This window comes from Duganella aquatilis (genome assembly GCF_009674565.1).
Classification (GTDB): Bacteria; Pseudomonadota; Gammaproteobacteria; order Burkholderiales; family Burkholderiaceae_D; genus Rugamonas; species Rugamonas aquatilis.
The window spans coordinates 174,860-191,098 of the sequence record NZ_WKJL01000003.1 but is presented as its reverse complement, the minus strand read 5'-3'; the positions used below and the strand labels follow the sequence as shown (position 1 = coordinate 191,098).

General features: G+C 62.1%; 15 protein-coding genes. 11 read left to right on the top strand and 4 right to left on the bottom strand.

Translation table 11 applies throughout. The features are described from left to right. Positions 1–2: 2 nt before the first annotated feature. Both GJ698_RS06985 and GJ698_RS06980 read right to left on the bottom strand, forming a co-directional pair. On the bottom strand, positions 3–1,181 hold the full coding sequence (locus GJ698_RS06985) for a pyridoxal phosphate-dependent aminotransferase (protein ID WP_154356890.1): 1,179 nt from the start codon (positions 1,179–1,181) through the stop codon (positions 3–5). Between the two features lie 58 nt (positions 1,182–1,239). Further along, entirely contained in the window at positions 1,240–1,677 is a 438-nt protein-coding gene (locus GJ698_RS06980; RefSeq protein WP_154356889.1) for a putative toxin-antitoxin system toxin component, PIN family, read from the bottom strand. A gap of 36 nt (positions 1,678–1,713) precedes the next feature. On the opposite strand from GJ698_RS06980, the gene yaaA reads away from it, so the two are divergent. Next, complete coding sequence (yaaA, locus tag GJ698_RS06975) at positions 1,714–2,484, top strand: peroxide stress protein YaaA (protein ID WP_154356888.1); 771 nt, start codon at positions 1,714–1,716, stop codon at positions 2,482–2,484. 103 nt (positions 2,485–2,587) lie between these two features. Here yaaA and GJ698_RS06970 read toward each other — a convergent pair whose 3' ends face one another. Further along, positions 2,588–3,403, bottom strand: coding sequence for an outer membrane protein assembly factor BamD (locus tag GJ698_RS06970; protein WP_154356887.1), 816 nt, complete (start codon positions 3,401–3,403; stop codon positions 2,588–2,590). A gap of 129 nt (positions 3,404–3,532) precedes the next feature. Here GJ698_RS06970 and GJ698_RS06965 point away from each other — a divergent pair, with 129 nt between their 5' ends. After that, a complete protein-coding gene (locus GJ698_RS06965; protein ID WP_154357051.1) occupies positions 3,533–4,513 on the top strand; it encodes an RluA family pseudouridine synthase in 981 nt (326 codons plus the stop codon). Beyond that, a complete protein-coding gene (gene pgeF / locus GJ698_RS06960; RefSeq protein WP_154356886.1) occupies positions 4,513–5,301 on the top strand; it encodes a peptidoglycan editing factor PgeF in 789 nt (262 codons plus the stop codon). The genes GJ698_RS06965 and pgeF overlap by 1 nt, the downstream gene beginning before the upstream one ends. A gap of 2 nt (positions 5,302–5,303) precedes the next feature. Here the strand turns inward: pgeF and GJ698_RS06955 are convergent, their stop codons facing one another. Continuing rightward, positions 5,304–5,522, bottom strand: a complete 219-nt coding sequence (locus tag GJ698_RS06955; protein ID WP_154356885.1) for a hypothetical protein — start codon at positions 5,520–5,522, stop codon at positions 5,304–5,306. A 29-nt stretch (positions 5,523–5,551) separates the two neighbouring features. Here GJ698_RS06955 and phaC point away from each other — a divergent pair, with 29 nt between their 5' ends. The 8 genes from phaC to GJ698_RS06915 all read left to right on the top strand — a co-directional run bounded on the left by phaC (position 5,552) and on the right by GJ698_RS06915 (position 16,224). Next, on the top strand, positions 5,552–7,198 hold the full coding sequence (gene phaC / locus GJ698_RS06950) for a class I poly(R)-hydroxyalkanoic acid synthase (protein ID WP_154356884.1): 1,647 nt from the start codon (positions 5,552–5,554) through the stop codon (positions 7,196–7,198). A 172-nt stretch (positions 7,199–7,370) separates the two neighbouring features. Beyond that, a complete protein-coding gene (gene phaR / locus GJ698_RS06945) occupies positions 7,371–7,925 on the top strand; it encodes a polyhydroxyalkanoate synthesis repressor PhaR (protein ID WP_154356883.1) in 555 nt (184 codons plus the stop codon). Between the two features lie 177 nt (positions 7,926–8,102). Next, positions 8,103–9,470 carry a GH1 family beta-glucosidase gene (locus GJ698_RS06940; protein ID WP_371865165.1) on the top strand — a complete coding sequence of 456 codons (1,368 nt, stop codon included), beginning with the start codon at positions 8,103–8,105 and terminating at the stop codon, positions 9,468–9,470. 55 nt (positions 9,471–9,525) lie between these two features. Continuing rightward, on the top strand, positions 9,526–10,764 hold the full coding sequence (locus GJ698_RS06935) for an ABC transporter substrate-binding protein (RefSeq protein WP_154356881.1): 1,239 nt from the start codon (positions 9,526–9,528) through the stop codon (positions 10,762–10,764). 2 nt (positions 10,765–10,766) lie between these two features. After that, entirely contained in the window at positions 10,767–11,651 is an 885-nt protein-coding gene (locus GJ698_RS06930; RefSeq protein WP_154356880.1) for a carbohydrate ABC transporter permease, read from the top strand. 83 nt (positions 11,652–11,734) lie between these two features. Beyond that, positions 11,735–12,613: a carbohydrate ABC transporter permease gene (locus GJ698_RS06925; protein ID WP_371865185.1), complete on the top strand. Its 879-nt coding sequence runs from the start codon at positions 11,735–11,737 to the stop codon at positions 12,611–12,613. Between the two features lie 5 nt (positions 12,614–12,618). Next, positions 12,619–13,704 (top strand): ABC transporter ATP-binding protein, encoded by a 1,086-nt coding sequence (locus GJ698_RS06920; protein ID WP_154356879.1) that lies wholly within the window; start codon positions 12,619–12,621, stop codon positions 13,702–13,704. A gap of 105 nt (positions 13,705–13,809) precedes the next feature. After that, complete coding sequence (locus GJ698_RS06915) at positions 13,810–16,224, top strand: TonB-dependent receptor (protein ID WP_166454819.1); 2,415 nt, start codon at positions 13,810–13,812, stop codon at positions 16,222–16,224. Positions 16,225–16,239: the final 15 nt, after the last annotated feature.

The window sequence follows — 16,239 nt, the reverse complement described above, 5'->3', positions numbered from 1 at the left end:
TCTTAAACTTTGCCCAGGCGCTCCAACGCGAGTGCCAGGGTCTCATCTTTTTTGGCGAAGCAGAAGCGCACGATGCCCGACTCCTTGCCCTGCTGGTAAAACGCCGATACGGGAATGGCCGCCACCTTGATCTCGGTGGTCAGCCATTCGGCGAATTCGGCTTCCGTCTGTGTCGAAATTTTATCGTAGCGCACGCACTGGAAATAGGTGCCGTCGGCCGGCAGCAACTCGAAGCGCGTGTTGTTCAGGCCGTCGCGGAACAGGTCGCGCTTGCGCTGGTAGAACGCCGGCAGTTCCAGGTAAGGCTTGGGATCGGCCATATAGCTGGCGATGCCGTGCTGCATGGGCGTGTTGACGCTGAACACATTGTACTGGTGGACCTTGCGGAACTCGGCCATCAAGGCGGCCGGCGCCGCCACGTAGCCGATCTTCCAGCCGGTGACGTGGTAGGTCTTGCCGAAGCTGGAGACGACAAACGCGCGCGCCGCCAGCTCGGGGTGGCGCGAGACCGACTCATGCTGGTGGCCGTCGTAGACCATGTGTTCGTAGACCTCGTCCGACAGGATCAGCACGTCGGTGCCGCGCACGATGTCGGCCAGCGCCTGCATGTCGGCGGCGCGCAGCACGGTGCTGGTTGGATTGTGCGGCGTGTTGATGATGATCAGGCGCGTCTTGCCGTTGACGGCGGCGGCCACCTTGGCCCACGGCACGGTGTAGCCGGCCGGGCCGACTTCCATCTCCACCGCGACCGGCACGCCGCCGGCCAGCGTAATCGCCGGCACGTAGCTGTCGTACACCGGTTCGATGACGATCACCTCGTCGCCCGGATGCACGCAGCAGAAAATGGCGGTGGTCAGCGCCTGGGTGGCGCCGGCGGTGACGGTGATCTCGCTGTCGACGTGGTACTGGTGGCCGTAGAGCGCGGCGATCTTGGCGACGATGGCCTGGCGCAGCACCGGCGCGCCGCTCATCATCGGATACTGGTTGAAATCGGCCTGCATGGCGTCGTTGACGGCGGCCAGCAGGCTGCGCTCGCAGCCGAAGTCAGGGAAGCCCTGGCCCAGGTTGACCGCCCCGGCTTGCGCGGCCAGCATCGACATGCGGGTAAATACAGTGGTCCCGACCGCCGGCAGGCGGGTGGTCAGGACAGGCGTCATCGGCAGATTGGTGCGGCTGTTCATGGCGACTGGATAGTTGGCAGATCGCCTATTCTAGCTCAGCGTGCCGGCTTGCGTGTGGCTATGCCTCCAAAGTCCACTTCTCAGGCAACATCACCTTGAACATCCCTTCGCGGGCCAGGCGGCGGGCCAGTTTCAGCAGCGCCTTGTCCTTGGTGATCAGCACCTCGGCCTGGGCGTCGCGGGCGATTTCGAGGAATTTCTGGTCGTCCTTGTCGGTGCAGACCGGCAGGCGCACGCCGGATTGGGGCGGCGCCACCACCTTGATCAGTGCATCGAAGCGGGCGGCGGCCAGTGGGCGGCTGTCTTCGTCGAGCGGCAGGTGCTTGTAGTGCAGCACGATGTTGTACTCGTCGCGGCAGTCGGAGCGGGTGACCGCCTCGACCGCGCCGCTCTCGATGGCGCCCAGCAACTCCGCCCAGCGCGGATCGTTGAACACGAACAGGTCGAGGCAAACATTGGTGTCGATGACGATGCGTTTCTTTGGAACAGGTATCATGTGGGCTAGTTATGTAAAAATGTTTTTTGGAATCTTATGCTGATAGTGCTTTCGCCTGCAAAAAGTCTCGATCTGGAGACGCCGCCCACCACCAAGCTGCACACCGAACCATCGTTTCTCGACCATTCAGAACAGCTGATCAACCGCCTGCGCGAGCTGTCGCCGACCGAACTGGGCGAGTTGATGGACCTGTCCGATAATTTATCCGCGCTGAACGTGGCGCGCTACGCCTCGTGGACCCGCGATACCAGCGAAGCGCGCCAGGCGGTGATGACCTTCAACGGCGACGTCTACGACGGCCTGGACGCCCGCACGCTGAAGCCGCAGCAGCTGGATTATGCGCAATCGCGCATCCGCATCCTGTCCGGCCTGTACGGCATGTTGCGGCCGCTGGACCTGATCCATCCGCACCGGCTGGAAATGGGCACCCGCCTGAGCACGGCGCGCGGCAAGAGCCTGTACGAATTCTGGGGCGAGACCATTACGGCAGCGCTGAACCGCCAGGCAAGCGAGCAGGGCGCCGACACGCTGGTCAACCTGGCGTCGGAAGAGTACTTCAAGTCGGTCAAGCCCAAGTTGCTGGACGTGCCGGTGATCACGCCGCAGTTCGAGGACTGGAAAAACGGCAAATACAAGATTATTTCGTTCTACGCCAAGCGGGCCCGCGGCCTGATGGCGCGCTACGCCGCCGTCAAAGGCATCACCGATCCGCAAAAGCTGAAGAAATTCGATGTCGACGGCTACCGCTACGTGCCGGACAGCTCCAACGACAAAACCTGGCTGTTCCGCCGCAAGCTGGCCGAATAAACAAAACCGGGGTCAGTGCCGACATTCGGACACGAGCCCTGCCGTAGCGACCGCTACGGCAGGGCTCGTGTCCGAATGTCGGCACTGACCCCGGTTTTAAGGGTTACATGCTGGCGTTGGAACTCCAGAATTTCCACCAGTGGCGCTCGGCTTTTTTGCCCTGGTCGAGGAACTTCGAGTTCGGATAATTCAGCTTGAACACGCGCTCGGTGTCGTTTTTCAGCTCGGTCATGCCCAGCTTGTCGTAGCTGCGGATCATGATGAACAGCGCTTCTTCAATCGCCGGCGTGTCGCGGAAGTCGCTCATGATGCCCATCGCGCGGTTGGCTGCGGCCAGGTAGGCGCCACGGCGGTAGTAGTAGCGCGCCACGTGGATCTCATACGACGCCATCGCATTCAGCAGATAACGCATCCGGTCCAGCGAATCCGGCGTATACTTGCTGTTTGGGAACTTGGTGACGAGTTCCTTGAAGGCCGCGTAGGCTTCGCGCGTGGCTTTCGGGTCGCGTTCGGTGGCGTCCTGCTCGTAGATGAAGTTCAGGAAGCTGACCTGGTCGTTGAAATTGATCAGGCCGCGCAGATAGTACATATAATCCACGTTGGCGTGATTCGGGTGCAGCTTGATGAAGCGTTCGACGGCCGCCAGCGCCTGGGCCTGGTCCTGCGATTTGTAATAGGCATAGGCGATGTTCATCTGCGCCTGTTGGGCGTAGGTGCCGAATGGATAGCTCGATTCCAGCTTCTCAAACAACTGAATTGCACGTTCATAGTGCTGACCATTCAGTTCGTCGCTCGCCTCCGAGTATAATTTCGATGCGCTCCAACCTTTTGTTTCGTCGATCTTTTCGGAGAAAAGGCCGCAACCCGACAAACCAAGCAGAACTACCGTTGCTGCGACTACCGCTAATTTTTTTTGCATATCTTTTGCAAGAAACTGTTTAACCAAAGTTTTACGAGGCTAATTATAGCCGATAGGATTACCGTGATATTAAACGCAAAGCCAAATTTGGCCGAATCTTCCTCCGCCCACGATGCCGACGCCGACCTGATGGTCGCCGACAGCGATTTTGGCGAGGACGACGACGGCCTGGCTCCCATCGAACTCCAACTGGCTGCTGAGCACTGCGGCCAGCGCCTGGACAAAGTCATCTCGGGCCTGGTACCGCAATTTTCCCGTGGCCGCCTGCAGACCTGGATCACCGATGGCTTCGTGACGGTCGACGGCAAAACCGCCAAAAGCACCAAGGACACCGTCTACGGCGACGAGAAGATCGTCATTCTGCCCCAACCGGAGCCGGAAGACGAGGCTTTTAAGCCGGAACCGATGGAACTTAACATTGTTTTTGAAGATGAGCACCTGATTGTCGTGAATAAACCGGCCGGCCTGGTGGTTCATCCGGGCAATGGCAACTGGTCCGGCACCTTGCTCAACGGCCTGCTGCACCACTATCCGCAACTGAGCGGCGTGCCGCGCGCCGGCATCGTGCACCGCCTGGACAAGGACACCAGCGGCCTGATGGTGGTCGGCAAGACGCTGGCCGCGCAGACCGACCTGGTGCGCCAGCTGGCCGCCCGCACCGTCAAGCGCGAGTATTTCGCAGTCGTGTGGGGCACGCCGCGGATTAGCGGTACTATCGATGCGGCGATGGGCCGTCACCCGCGCGACCGCGTCAAGATGGCGGTCTCGACCGGCATGGGCTCGAAGCCTGCGATCACCCACTACCAGCTGATTGCCAGCGGCAAGCTGGGCGAGGGCCGTCCGGTCAGCCTGGTGCAGTGCCGCCTGGAAACGGGCCGCACCCACCAGATCCGCGTGCACATGCAGTCGATCGGCTTCCCGCTGGTCGGCGACACGGTGTACGGCAAGCAGCACCTGGCCGATTATTTCCCGCGCCAGGCGCTGCAGGCGCGCCGCCTGGGGCTGGTGCACCCGGCCACCGGCGAGCAGTGCGAGTGGATCGTGCCGCTGGCCAACGATTTTGCAGAATTGCTGGCACGCGCCGGCATCGAGGAACCGGAACAGATTTGATGTCTACACAGCAGCAGTGGTTGTTCCCGAACTGGCCGGGCCTGCCAGGCACGGTCGGCGTGCTGTCGACCACGCGGCGCGGCGGCGTCAGTCCGGCGCCGTATGACGATGGCATGGGCAGCGGCGGCCTGAATCTGGGCACCCACGTCGGCGACCAGCCGCACAATGTGGCGCGCAACCGCGCCATCCTGCGCGAGATGCTGCCGGACGACCCGGCCTGGCTGTCGCAGGTGCACGGCACGGCGGTGGCCAACCTGGCCGACATCGGGCCGCAGCAGGTGCCGGACGCCGACGCCTCGGTCTCCACCATTCCCGGTAAAGTCTGCGTGATCATGACGGCCGACTGCCTGCCGGTGCTGTTCTGCGACAAGGAAGGCAAGACCGTGGCCGCCGCCCACGCGGGCTGGCGCGGGCTGGCCTCCGGCGTGCTGGAAAACACCGTGGCCGCCATGCGCGAAGCCGGCGCCGGCGAGCTGATGGCGTGGATGGGGCCGGCAATCGGCGCCTACCAGTTCGAGGTCGGTCACGACGTCAAGCAGGCTTTCCTGAACGGCGCGGTCGACGAGTCCGGCGTGCGTCACGTCGAAGCTGCTTTCAGCCTGATCGAAGGCAAGCCCGGCAAGTATCTGTGCGACATCTACGGCCTGGCGCGCTACCTGCTGCACCGCACCGGCGTCAAGGAAGTGCACGGCGGCGAGTTTTGCACCGTCTCCAATTCCGGCCGGTTCTACTCCTACCGCCGCGACGGCGTCACCGGCCGCCAGGCGACTTTAATCTGGATCAAATGAACTTAGCGCGGGATGGCCGGGTCTTTCTGGGCGGCGTCCCGCGCCGCCTGCTCTGCGGCGCGGCGGCGCGCCTTGCGTTTGCCGGTGCCGGCGATGTATATCAAGGTTCCCAGCGGCAGCACGCAATAGAACAAAAACGTTACAATTCCCGCAACGACGGAAGTTTCCGTCAGCGCCATGAGGCCGACGACGTAAATCCAAGCAATAGCAACAATCAGCATTGTGTTTAACTCACTTTAGGGAACCGCACATGAATTTGCCCGATCCACAAGCTTTCAACGCCTGGATGCAGTCCAATCCGATGGCCGCCATGATGCAGGATGTCGGCGCCCACATCAAGCCGGAGGCGATGGAGGAGCTGAAGAACGCCTACTTGAAGGATTTCGGCGAGCTGTGGCAGGATTTGTTGACCGGTAAAACGCCGTCGGTGAGCGACCGCCGCTTCAGCTCGGCCGCCTGGCAGGGCAATCCGATGACGGCCTTCAACGCTGCCGCCTACCTGCTGAACGCGAAATTCCTCAACGCCATGGTGGAAACGGTGGAAGCCACGCCGCAGCAGAAGCAGAAGATCCGCTTTGGCGTGCAGCAGATTATTGACGCCATGTCGCCCGCCAATTTCCTCGCCACCAATCCGGAAGCGCAGCAGAAGCTGATCGAAACCAAGGGCGAGAGCCTGACGCGCGGGCTGGCCAATATGCTGGGCGATATGGGCAAGGGCCACATCTCGCTGTCGGACGAATCGGCGTTCGAGGTCGGCCGCAACCTGGCGATTACCGAAGGCACGGTGGTGTACGAAAATCCGCTGTTCCAGCTGATCCAGTACACGCCGAAAACCGCGACCGTCAGCCAGACGCCGCTGCTGATGGTGCCGCCGTGCATCAACAAGTTCTACATCCTCGATCTGCAGCCGGAAAATTCGCTGGTGCGTTACGCGGTGGAGCAGGGCAACACCGTGTTCCTGGTGTCGTGGGCCAATCCGGACAAGTCGCTGGCCCGCACCACCTGGGACGATTACGTGGAAAAGGGCGTGATCGAAGCGATCCGCGTGGTGCAGGACATCAGCGGCGTGCAAAAGCTGAACATGTTCGGCTTCTGCGTCGGCGGCACCATCGTCTCCACCGCGCTGGCGGTGCTGGCGGCGCGCGGCGAGCAGGCCGCCAACAGCCTGACGCTGCTGACCACCTTCCTCGATTTCAGCGATACCGGCGTGCTGGATGTGTTTGTCGATGAAACCCAGGTGTCGATGCGCGAACAGCAGCTCAAGGACGGCGGCCTGATGCCGGGCCGCGACCTGGCCAGCACCTTCTCCAGCCTGCGTCCCAACGACCTGGTGTGGAATTACGTGCAGTCCAACTACCTGAAGGGCAACGAGCCGGCCGCCTTCGACCTGCTGTACTGGAACTCGGACAGCACCAATCTGCCGGGGCCGATGTTCTGCTGGTATCTGCGCAACACCTACCTGGAAAACAAGCTCAAGACCGGCGAACTGGTGGTGGCGGGCGAGAAGGTCGACCTGCGCAGCATTGACGCGCCGGCGTTTGTCTACGGCTCGCGCGAGGACCACATCGTGCCGTGGCCGTCGGCCTTCGATTCGCTCAACATCCTGTCCGGCAAGACGCGCTTCGTGCTGGGCGCCTCCGGCCACATCGCCGGCGTGATCAATTCGCCGGCCAAGAACAAGCGCAACTACTGGACCAACGACAGCGGCAAGGCCAAGATCGCCGAAAATTGGTTTAAAGGCGCCACCGAAGTCGCCGGCAGCTGGTGGCCCGAATGGGCCAAGTTCCTGAGCGACAACGGGGGTAAAAAAGTAAAGCCGAAAGCCAAGCCCGGCAACGCCAAGTACCAGCCGATCGAAGCCGCGCCCGGCCGCTACGTCAAAGTGAAAGCGGATTGAGGCCAAAACTTAGCTGCGTTGCAATAAAATCCAAAACTTATATCAGATTGTGCAAGAATTATCTGTTCGCCTCTATAATAAGTAAAAGTAGGCACGCGGGAAGGGGACCAATAGTCCGCTTTCTATCCGATATTGAGAGACATGCGCTGCGGCGCAATAAAACGGACCTGTGATGAGTAGTGCGAAAAAAAATGCTGACCGCTTGATCAAGAAATATCCGAATCGTCGTCTGTACGACACGCAGACCAGTTCCTACATCACGTTGACCGACGTGAAGCAGCTGGTGCTGGATAACGAAGAGTTCACCGTTGTCGATGCCAAGACCAATGAAGACCTGAGCCGCAGCATCCTGCTGCAAATCATCCTGGAAGAGGAGGCCAGCGGCGCGCCGATGTTCTCCAGCGATGTGCTGGCCCAGATCATCCGCTTCTACGGCCACGCCATGCAGGGCATGATGGGCTCCTACCTGGAAAAGAACGTCCAGGCCTTCACCGACATCCAGCGCAAGTTCACCACCGGCACCGCCGTGGGCGGCCAGCCGTTCAGCCCGGAAATGTGGACCCAGTTCATGAATGTCCAGGGCCCGATGATGCAGGGCATGATGAACAACTACATCGACCAGAGCAAGAGCCTGTTCGTGCAGATGCAGGAGCAGATGCAGAACCAGAGCAAGAACCTGTTCGGCACCTTCCCCTTTGTCCCGGTTCCGCCGACCGACAAAAAGTAATTTCGCTACGCAGCTCGGTAGTGGCCCAGCGGCACAGCACACCACGGTGGCTGTGCCGTTTTTGTAACTTGATTACAAAATTCCGATAATTCCGTTGACACCTCAATTTCTTCAGTATTACTATTGACAACATCTTGTGGAAGCGCTTCCACTCAATGTTTCAGCGAAGGAGTTTTTGTGGTGTCAGTTGCAAATGATGAGAAGTTTACCCCGCCGGCCGACTCGGTCCTGTGGAACAAGGATTTCCTGATCGGCGCGGCCACCGCAGCCTATCAGATCGAAGGCGCGATCCATGAGGATGGTCGCCTGCCGTCGATCTGGGACACCTTCTCGGCCACGCCGGGCAAGACCCTGGCCGGCGACACCGGCGAATTCGCCTGCGACCACTACCACCGCTGGCCGGAGGATGTGGAGCTGCTGGCCAGCCTGAAGGTCGGCGCCTACCGCCTGTCGATCTCCTGGCCGCGCGTGATGACCATCGACGGCCAGCCGAACGAGCAGGGCATCGCCTTCTACCGCAAGCTGCTGACGGCGCTGCGCGCCAAGGGCTTGAAGACCTACGTCACGCTGTACCACTGGGATCTGCCGCAGCACCTGGAAGACAAGGGCGGCTGGGTCAACCGCGACACAGCCTACCGCTTCGCCGAATACGCCGACATGATCAGCAAGAAGCTGGCCGGCCTGGTCGACGCCTGGGCCACGCTGAACGAGCCATGGTGCTCGGCCATGCACGGCTACGGCACCGGCCACCACGCGCCGGGCAAGCAGGATGTGGTGTTCGCCACGCAGGCCATGCACCATCTGCTGCTGGGCCACGGCCTGGCGGTGCGGCACCTGCGCGCCAACGATCCGCAGGCGCAGGTGGGCATCGTCGCCAACGTCGGCCGCGGCACCAGCACCGACAGCAACAGCGCCGGCCAGCGCGCCGCCTGGCTGTTCGAGCTGCAGCACAATAACTGGATCCTCGATCCGCTGCTGAAGAAGTCCTATCCATCGGCGCTGTGGGAGCTGTGGCCTGGCGCCGAGCCGACCATCCTGGCCGGCGACATGGACATCATCGGCACGCCGCTGGACTTCTTGGGCATCAATTACTACTTCCGCACCAACGTGGTCAGCGACGGCAAGCATGGCTACACCGAAGTCGACCTGGAAGGCGTGGAGCGCACGCAGATGGGCTGGGAAGTGTATCCGGAGGGCCTGCGCCACCTGCTGGTCGGCTTCCACCGCGACTATCCGAACCTGCCGCCGATCTACATCACGGAAAACGGCATGGCCACCGACGATGCGGTGGTGGACGGCGAAGTGAACGACCAGCAGCGCATCTCCTTCCTGAACCGCCACCTGGCGGCGGTGGATGCGGCGGTCAAGGCCGGCGTCGACGTGCGCGGTTATTTTATCTGGTCGCTGATGGACAATTTCGAATGGGCCTTTGGTTATGAGCGCCGTTTCGGTATCATTCATGTCGATTACGCTACGCAAAAACGTACGCTGAAACGCAGCGCCAAACTGGTGACGGAATTTTTAGCGCAGAGGGCCGCGCAGTAAGACACCAGTAAGCTATCCGAATAAAATGGGCGCTCGACGCCCAATGGGAGACAGAATGTTTAAGGCCACACAAGTGGGCAGCGCCATCGCGCTAGCTCTGGCAGTCAGCGGCGCGCAGGCGCAAGCGCCGTTGAAGGCAACCGTGATTCACTGGTGGACATCGGGCGGCGAGTCCGCCGCCGTCAAGCAGTTTGCGGAAGCGTACAACAAGGCCGGCGGCCAGTGGATCGACCAGGCCATCGCCGGCGCCGACCAGTCGCGCGCCACCACCATCAACCGCATCGTCGGCGGCAATGCGCCGACCGCCGCGCAGTTCAACACTTCCAAGCAGTTCCGCGACTTCGTCGAGCAAGGCTTGCTGAACAACGTGGACGACGTGGCCATCGCCGGCAAGTGGGACCAGATCATGCCGCCGTCGATCCTGCAGGCGATCAAGATCAACGGCCACTTCTACGCCGCGCCGGTGGACATCCACATGCCCGCATGGTTCTTCTACTCGAAGGCCGCGTATAAAAAAGCCGGCATCACCAACGAGCCGCAGAGCTGGGAAGAATTCCTGGCGCAGCTGGGCAAGCTGAAAGCCGCCGGCGTGGTGCCGCTGGCCTTCGGCGGCCAGGTGTGGCAGGAGAAGATCACCTTCGACGCCATCTTTGCCATGGTGGGCGGCTCGGACCTGTACCTGAAGGTATACCGCGACCGCGACCAGAAGGCCGTGATGTCGCCGGCCTTCAAGCAGGTGCTGGTCGAATTCAAGAAGCTGAAAGGCTTTGTGGACGCCGGCTCGCCGGGTCGCAACTGGAACGACGCCACCGCCATGGTCGTGCAGGGCAAGGCCGGCGTGCAGATCATGGGAGACTGGGCCAAGGGCGAGTTCGCCGCCGCCAAGCAGGTAGCGGGCAAGGACTTCGGCTGCTATCCGGGCTTCGGTCCGAAGTCGCCGTACATCGTCGCCGGCGACGCTTTCGTGTTCCCGAAAACGAATGACGCCAATGCCGTCAAGGCGCAAAAACTTTTGGCCAATGTGGTAACGTCTCCAGCCGCGCAGGTGGCCTTCGCCTCGCGCAAGGGGGCGATCCCGATTCGCGGCGACGTCGATGAATCGCAATTGGATATCTGCGCGCGCCAGGGCCTGGCCATCATGAAGGACAAATCGCGCCAGCTGCCGAATACCGAGATGCTGGCCAGTCCCGACACCACCGGCGCGCTGCAGGATGTGCTGACCAGCTACTGGAACAAGAACCAGTCGCCGGATGATGCGCAAAAAGCGTTCGCCCGCGCCATTAAAGGCGAATAGCCATGGTCAAGAAACGCCAGAACGTTTCATTCGCGGCCTACGTCGCCATCCTCCCGATGGCGCTGACGGTGCTGCTGGCCTACCTCGGCACCATGCTGTGGACGGCCCGCGTATCGGTCAGCAGCTCGCGCACTTTCCCGGCCAGCGACTTTGTCGGCGCCTCGCAGTACATCCGCCTGTTCAACAATGAGCGCTGGCTGCTGTCGCTGCAGAACGTGGCGGTGTACGGCGTGCTGTTCATCGCCGCCTGCCTGGTCATCGGCTTTCTGCTGGCGGTGTTCATCGACCAGAAGGTGATGGCGGAAGGCGCGCTGCGCACCGTGTTCCTGTATCCGTATGCGATGTCGTTTGTCGCCACGGGCCTGATCTGGCAGTGGATCCTGAACCCGGAACTGGGCATCCAGGAAGTGCTGCACAAGCTGGGATGGACCGACGCCAAGTTCGACTGGATCGTCGATCAGGACATGGCGATCTACACCATCGTCATCGCCACCGTGTGGCAGGCGTCCGGCCTGGTGATGGCGCTGATGCTGTCCGGCCTGCGCGGCGTGGATGAGGAAATCTGGAAGGCCGCGCGCATCGACGGCATCCCGCGCTGGCGCGTCTACAGCAGCATCGTGCTGCCGATGCTGGGATCGTCGGTATCGACCGCCTTCGTGCTGCTGTTCGTGATGGTGGTGAAGGTGTTCGACGCCGTGGTCGCGATGACCCAGGGCGGTCCGGGCACGGCCAGCGAAGTGCCGGCCAAGTTCATCATGGATTACCTGTTCGGCCGCGCCAATATCGGCCTGGCTTCCGCTGCTTCGAACGTGCTGCTGCTGACAGTGCTGGCCATCGTCGCGCCGCTGTACTTTGTGCGCAACCGCCGCGCTGCATTGGGGGCATGATGGGACAAGTTGTGAAACTCGATAAAACCACGGGCCTGCCGGCCACCACGCCGCAACCTTTGACCGCGGCGAATGACGCCAGCATCCCGACTCCGCGTCCGCGCCGCAGCCCGGCATGGACGCCGGCGCGCCTCGGCGTGTACGGCTTCCTGATCGTGGCGGCGCTGTTCTTCCTGCTGCCGCTGTACGTGATGTTGGTGACGTCGGTCAAGCCGATGGAGGAGATCCGCCTCGGCACGCTGTTCGCGCTGCCGCAGCACATGACGCTGGAGCCATGGGTGCAGGCCTGGTCCACGGCCTGTACCGGCCTGGAATGCGGCGGCATCCGCAGCGGCTTCTGGAACTCGGTGGCGATTGTCGTGCCGAGCACCATCCTGTCGATCGCCATCGGCGCGGTGAACGGCTATGCGCTGTCGTTCTGGCGTCCGCGCGGCGCCGGCGTGCTGTTCGCCATCCTGATGATGGGCGCCTTCATTCCGGTGCAGGTGATGATCTATCCGCTGGTGCGTGTGCTGGCGTCGGTGAATCTGTTCAGCTCTCTGCCGGGCATCATCATCATCCACACCATCTTCGGCATGCCGGTGATGACGCTGCTGTTCCGTAACTACTACGCGGCGCTGCCGGTGGAGCTGTTCAAGGCGGCGCGCATCGACGGCGGCGGTTTCTGGCGCATCTTCCTGCAGCTGATGCTGCCGATGTCGACGCCGGTGATCGTGGTCGCCGTCATCATGCAGGTGACGGGCATCTGGAACGACTTCCTGCTTGGCCTGGTGTTTGCCGGTTCCGAACACCTGCCGATGACGGTCCAGCTGAACAACATCATCAACACCACCACCGGCGAGCGCCTGTACAACGTGAACATGGCGGCGACCATTCTGACTTCGGTCGTGCCGCTGGCGCTCTACTTTATTTCTGGCCGCTGGTTCGTGCGCGGTATCGCTTCTGGCGCGGTTAAAGGGTAAATACAATGTCTAATGTAGCTATTCGTAATTTGCAGATTCAGCTTGGCGGCAACAAGGTCATCGAGTCGCTCAACCTGGATGTGAAAGCAGGGGAGTTCGTGGTGCTGCTCGGCCCATCGGGCTGCGGCAAGTCGACGCTGCTGCACAGTATCGCGGGCCTGATCGACACCAGCTCCGGCCAGATCGAAATCGGCGGCAAGGACATGACCTGGGCCGATCCGAAAGACCGCGGCATCGCGCTGGTGTTCCAGTCCTATGCGCTGTATCCGACCATGAACGTGGAAGCGAATATGTCCTTCGGCCTGCGCATCAACGGCACGCCGAAAGCGGAAATCGCCCGCCGCGTCAACCGCGCGTCGGACATGCTGCAACTGGGCCCGCTGTTGAAGCGCAAGCCGGCCAATCTGTCGGGCGGCCAGCGCCAGCGCGTGGCGATCGGCCGCGCCATCGTGCGCGAAGCGGACGTGATGCTGTTCGACGAGCCGCTGTCCAACCTGGACGCCAAGCTGCGCACGGAGCTGCGCCGCGAACTGAAACAGCTGCACAAGCAGCTGGGCGCCACCATGATCTACGTCACCCACGACCAGGTCGAGGCGATGACGCTGGCGCAGCGCATGGCGGTGATGAAGGGCGGCGTGGTGCAGCAGTTCGACACGCCGGACGTCATCTACAACACGCCGGCCAACCTGTTCGTCGCCACCTTCCTCGGTTCTCCGGGCATGAACCTGTTCAAGGGCGCGCTGGAGCAGCAGGGCGGGAAAACCATCTTCAGCAACGAACACCTGTCGGTCGACGTGACCGGCTATCCATTCAAGCAGCCGCTCACCGGCAAGCACGATTGCGTGCTCGGTGTGCGGCCGGAGGACATCGGCGTCGGGCACAGTGACGGCGTCGGTCAGGCAGTGCGCGCATCGGTCTCGCTGGTCGAGGCCATGGGAGCGCACCGCGTAGTGTGGCTGGACTTCCACGGCACGCAGGTCGCGGGCATCGTGCAGGACCAGCAGCAGATTGAAACCGAGAAGGGCATCAGCTTCTCGATTCGTAGTGATCGTATTTCCCTGTTTGACGGAGCCAGCGAACAGCGGCTCTAAAGAATCGTAGTTGCTAAATCACCGGGTCTGCCATGGTATGGCCCGACGCACCCGTGCGTCTTGTGGTGGAACCGGTTCCACATGGAAGAAGCGAGGAGACATCAAATGAAAAAAACGATTTTAGCTTTGAGCATCGCACAGATAGCATTGACCGGCGGCGTGGCCTACGCCCAGCAGGCAAGCGATGCCCCGGCGGCGTCCAACGACAATATGGAGAAGATCATCGTCACGGCCACGCGCCGCGACACGCTGGTGCAGGACACGCCGCTGGCGATCACCGCCTACACGCAGGACACGCTGGCCAACAACCAGGTCAAGGATCTGGCGACCATGACGGCGATGGTGCCCAGCCTGGTGGTGGAGCCGCATAGCGACTCGGGCGGCGTGCACGTGTACATGCGCGGTGTCGGCTCGGCCAACCACACGGAGCTGGGCGACCCGGCGGTGGCGTTCTACGTGGACGGCATCTACGTGCCGCGTCCGCAGGGCGCCACGGCGCTGATGTATGACCTGAACCACGTCGAGGTGGCGCGCGGTCCGCAAGGTACGCTGAACGGCCGTAACTCCACCGCCGGCGCAGTCAACCTGGTGTCTGGCGCCCCAAGCACCAGCAAGGTGTTCGGCTCGGCCAGCGTCACCATCGGCGACTACCACCACGTGCAGACGCAGGCCATGATCAACATCCCGCTCAGCGAAGACATCGCGCTGCGCATCGCCGCCATCAAGGACCAGCATGACGGCTACGTCGACTTCCTGAAGGGCTCCAACGTCATGCCGGGCGCGCAGAAATACGGCGCAGGCAACCAGACCGGCGCGCGCGCCTCGCTGCTGTGGAAGTTTACGCCGGACCTGAAGGCCACCTTCATCGCCGATTACTACAGCGACACAGGCGCCGGCAACATCTACCTGTCGGCCGAGCCGAAGCCGGGCCAGAACCTGCGCTCCGCGCTGATCGATACGCCGGGTAATCTGGACCAGTCGATCATCACCGCCAAGACCAAGGTCGAATGGCGTCCGGTCGACGGCATCGCTACCCAGTACCTGGGCGCGTGGAGTCGCCTGAAACGGACCAACGCCAGCGATGCGGACGCCGGCTTCTACCCGGGCTTCAAGGCCGAGAACCGCACCGAATGGTCGCAGTTCGACAGCGTCTCCAACGAGGTGCAGGTGCGTTCGGAATATGAGTCGCCGCTGCAGTGGGTGGGCGGACTGTTCTTCTTCCGCGAAAAGAACAAGGTGCGCTTCGACATCGACCGCAGCCAGATTTCGGAAGCCATGCTGGCGCAGGACATCGCCAACGGCAGCGTGATCTTCGTGCAGCCGACCGTGGGCCAGTATGCATCGGCCATGTCCTTCATCCAGGGCGACCGTGAGCTGCATTCCAAGGCCGCCTTTGCGCAGGCCAGCTACGACCTCGATCCGGTCTGGAAGCTGACCGCCGGCGCGCGCTACACCAAGGACCACAAGTTCGACATCGGCGGCCAGAACTGGGCCTGCCCGAACTGGCCGGACAACGCGCCGCGCGGCGCCACGCTGACGCCTAACCAGATCGCGCAGCTGGTCACGCCGGGCGTGGGCACCATCAACACCCACAACATCGGGCCGGGCGGCGTGGTCAACCAATCGACTTGCGGCAATACCTACGGCGACAACACCGCCGACCTGGCATATGGCCAGGCGACCTGGCTGGGCCGCGTGGAGTACAAGGTGTCGCCGGACATCCTGACCTTCGCTTCGGTAACCACCGGCTTCCACTCGCCGGCCATCGGCGACGGAGGAGCCACCACCAAGCCTGAAAAACTGACCAGCTATGAACTCGGCTTCAAGTCGGACCTGCTGAACAAGCAGCTGTCGCTGAACATCGACGCGTTCTGGATGAAGTACAAGGACAAGCTGGAATCGCAGGTGGTCAACAACACGCTGCAGAACTTCAACGCGGCCGGCGCCTCGGTCAAGGGCGTGGAAGCGGAATGGATGTGGCGTCCGACCAGCGTCGACCGCTTCAGCGGCAATGCGACGTGGCTGAAGGCGCGCTATGACGACTTCCTGTCCTGCGACGTGGATGCTGCGCGCGCCAATGGCCAGGTGTGCGGCACCACCGCGCCGACCGTCAACGTCGGCGGCACCGTGCTGAAACACGCGCCGACGTTTGCCTCCACCCTGATGTATGAGCGCGACTTCGACGTCAGCAAGGGCCGTATCACGCCGCGCATCTCGGCGCACTACGAGACCAAGTCGTTTGTCGGTTCGGGTGCGTTTGCCAACGACGTGCCGGGCCATCCAGGTGTGAAGATGCAGGATTCGTACACCACGCTGGACCTGAGCCTGCGCTTCGAACCACGCAACAAGGCATACACGGCCGAGCTGTTCGTCAACAATGCGACCGACAAGGAAGTGAAGTATGACGCCATTGAAGTCTGCACGCAGGTTGGTGCGCCATGCCAGCCGACGCAGCAGATCTGGGCGGCGTACTACAACAACCCACGCACCTTCGGCGCGCGCGTCTCGATGAAGTTCTGATGTAGTAGTAGGGGT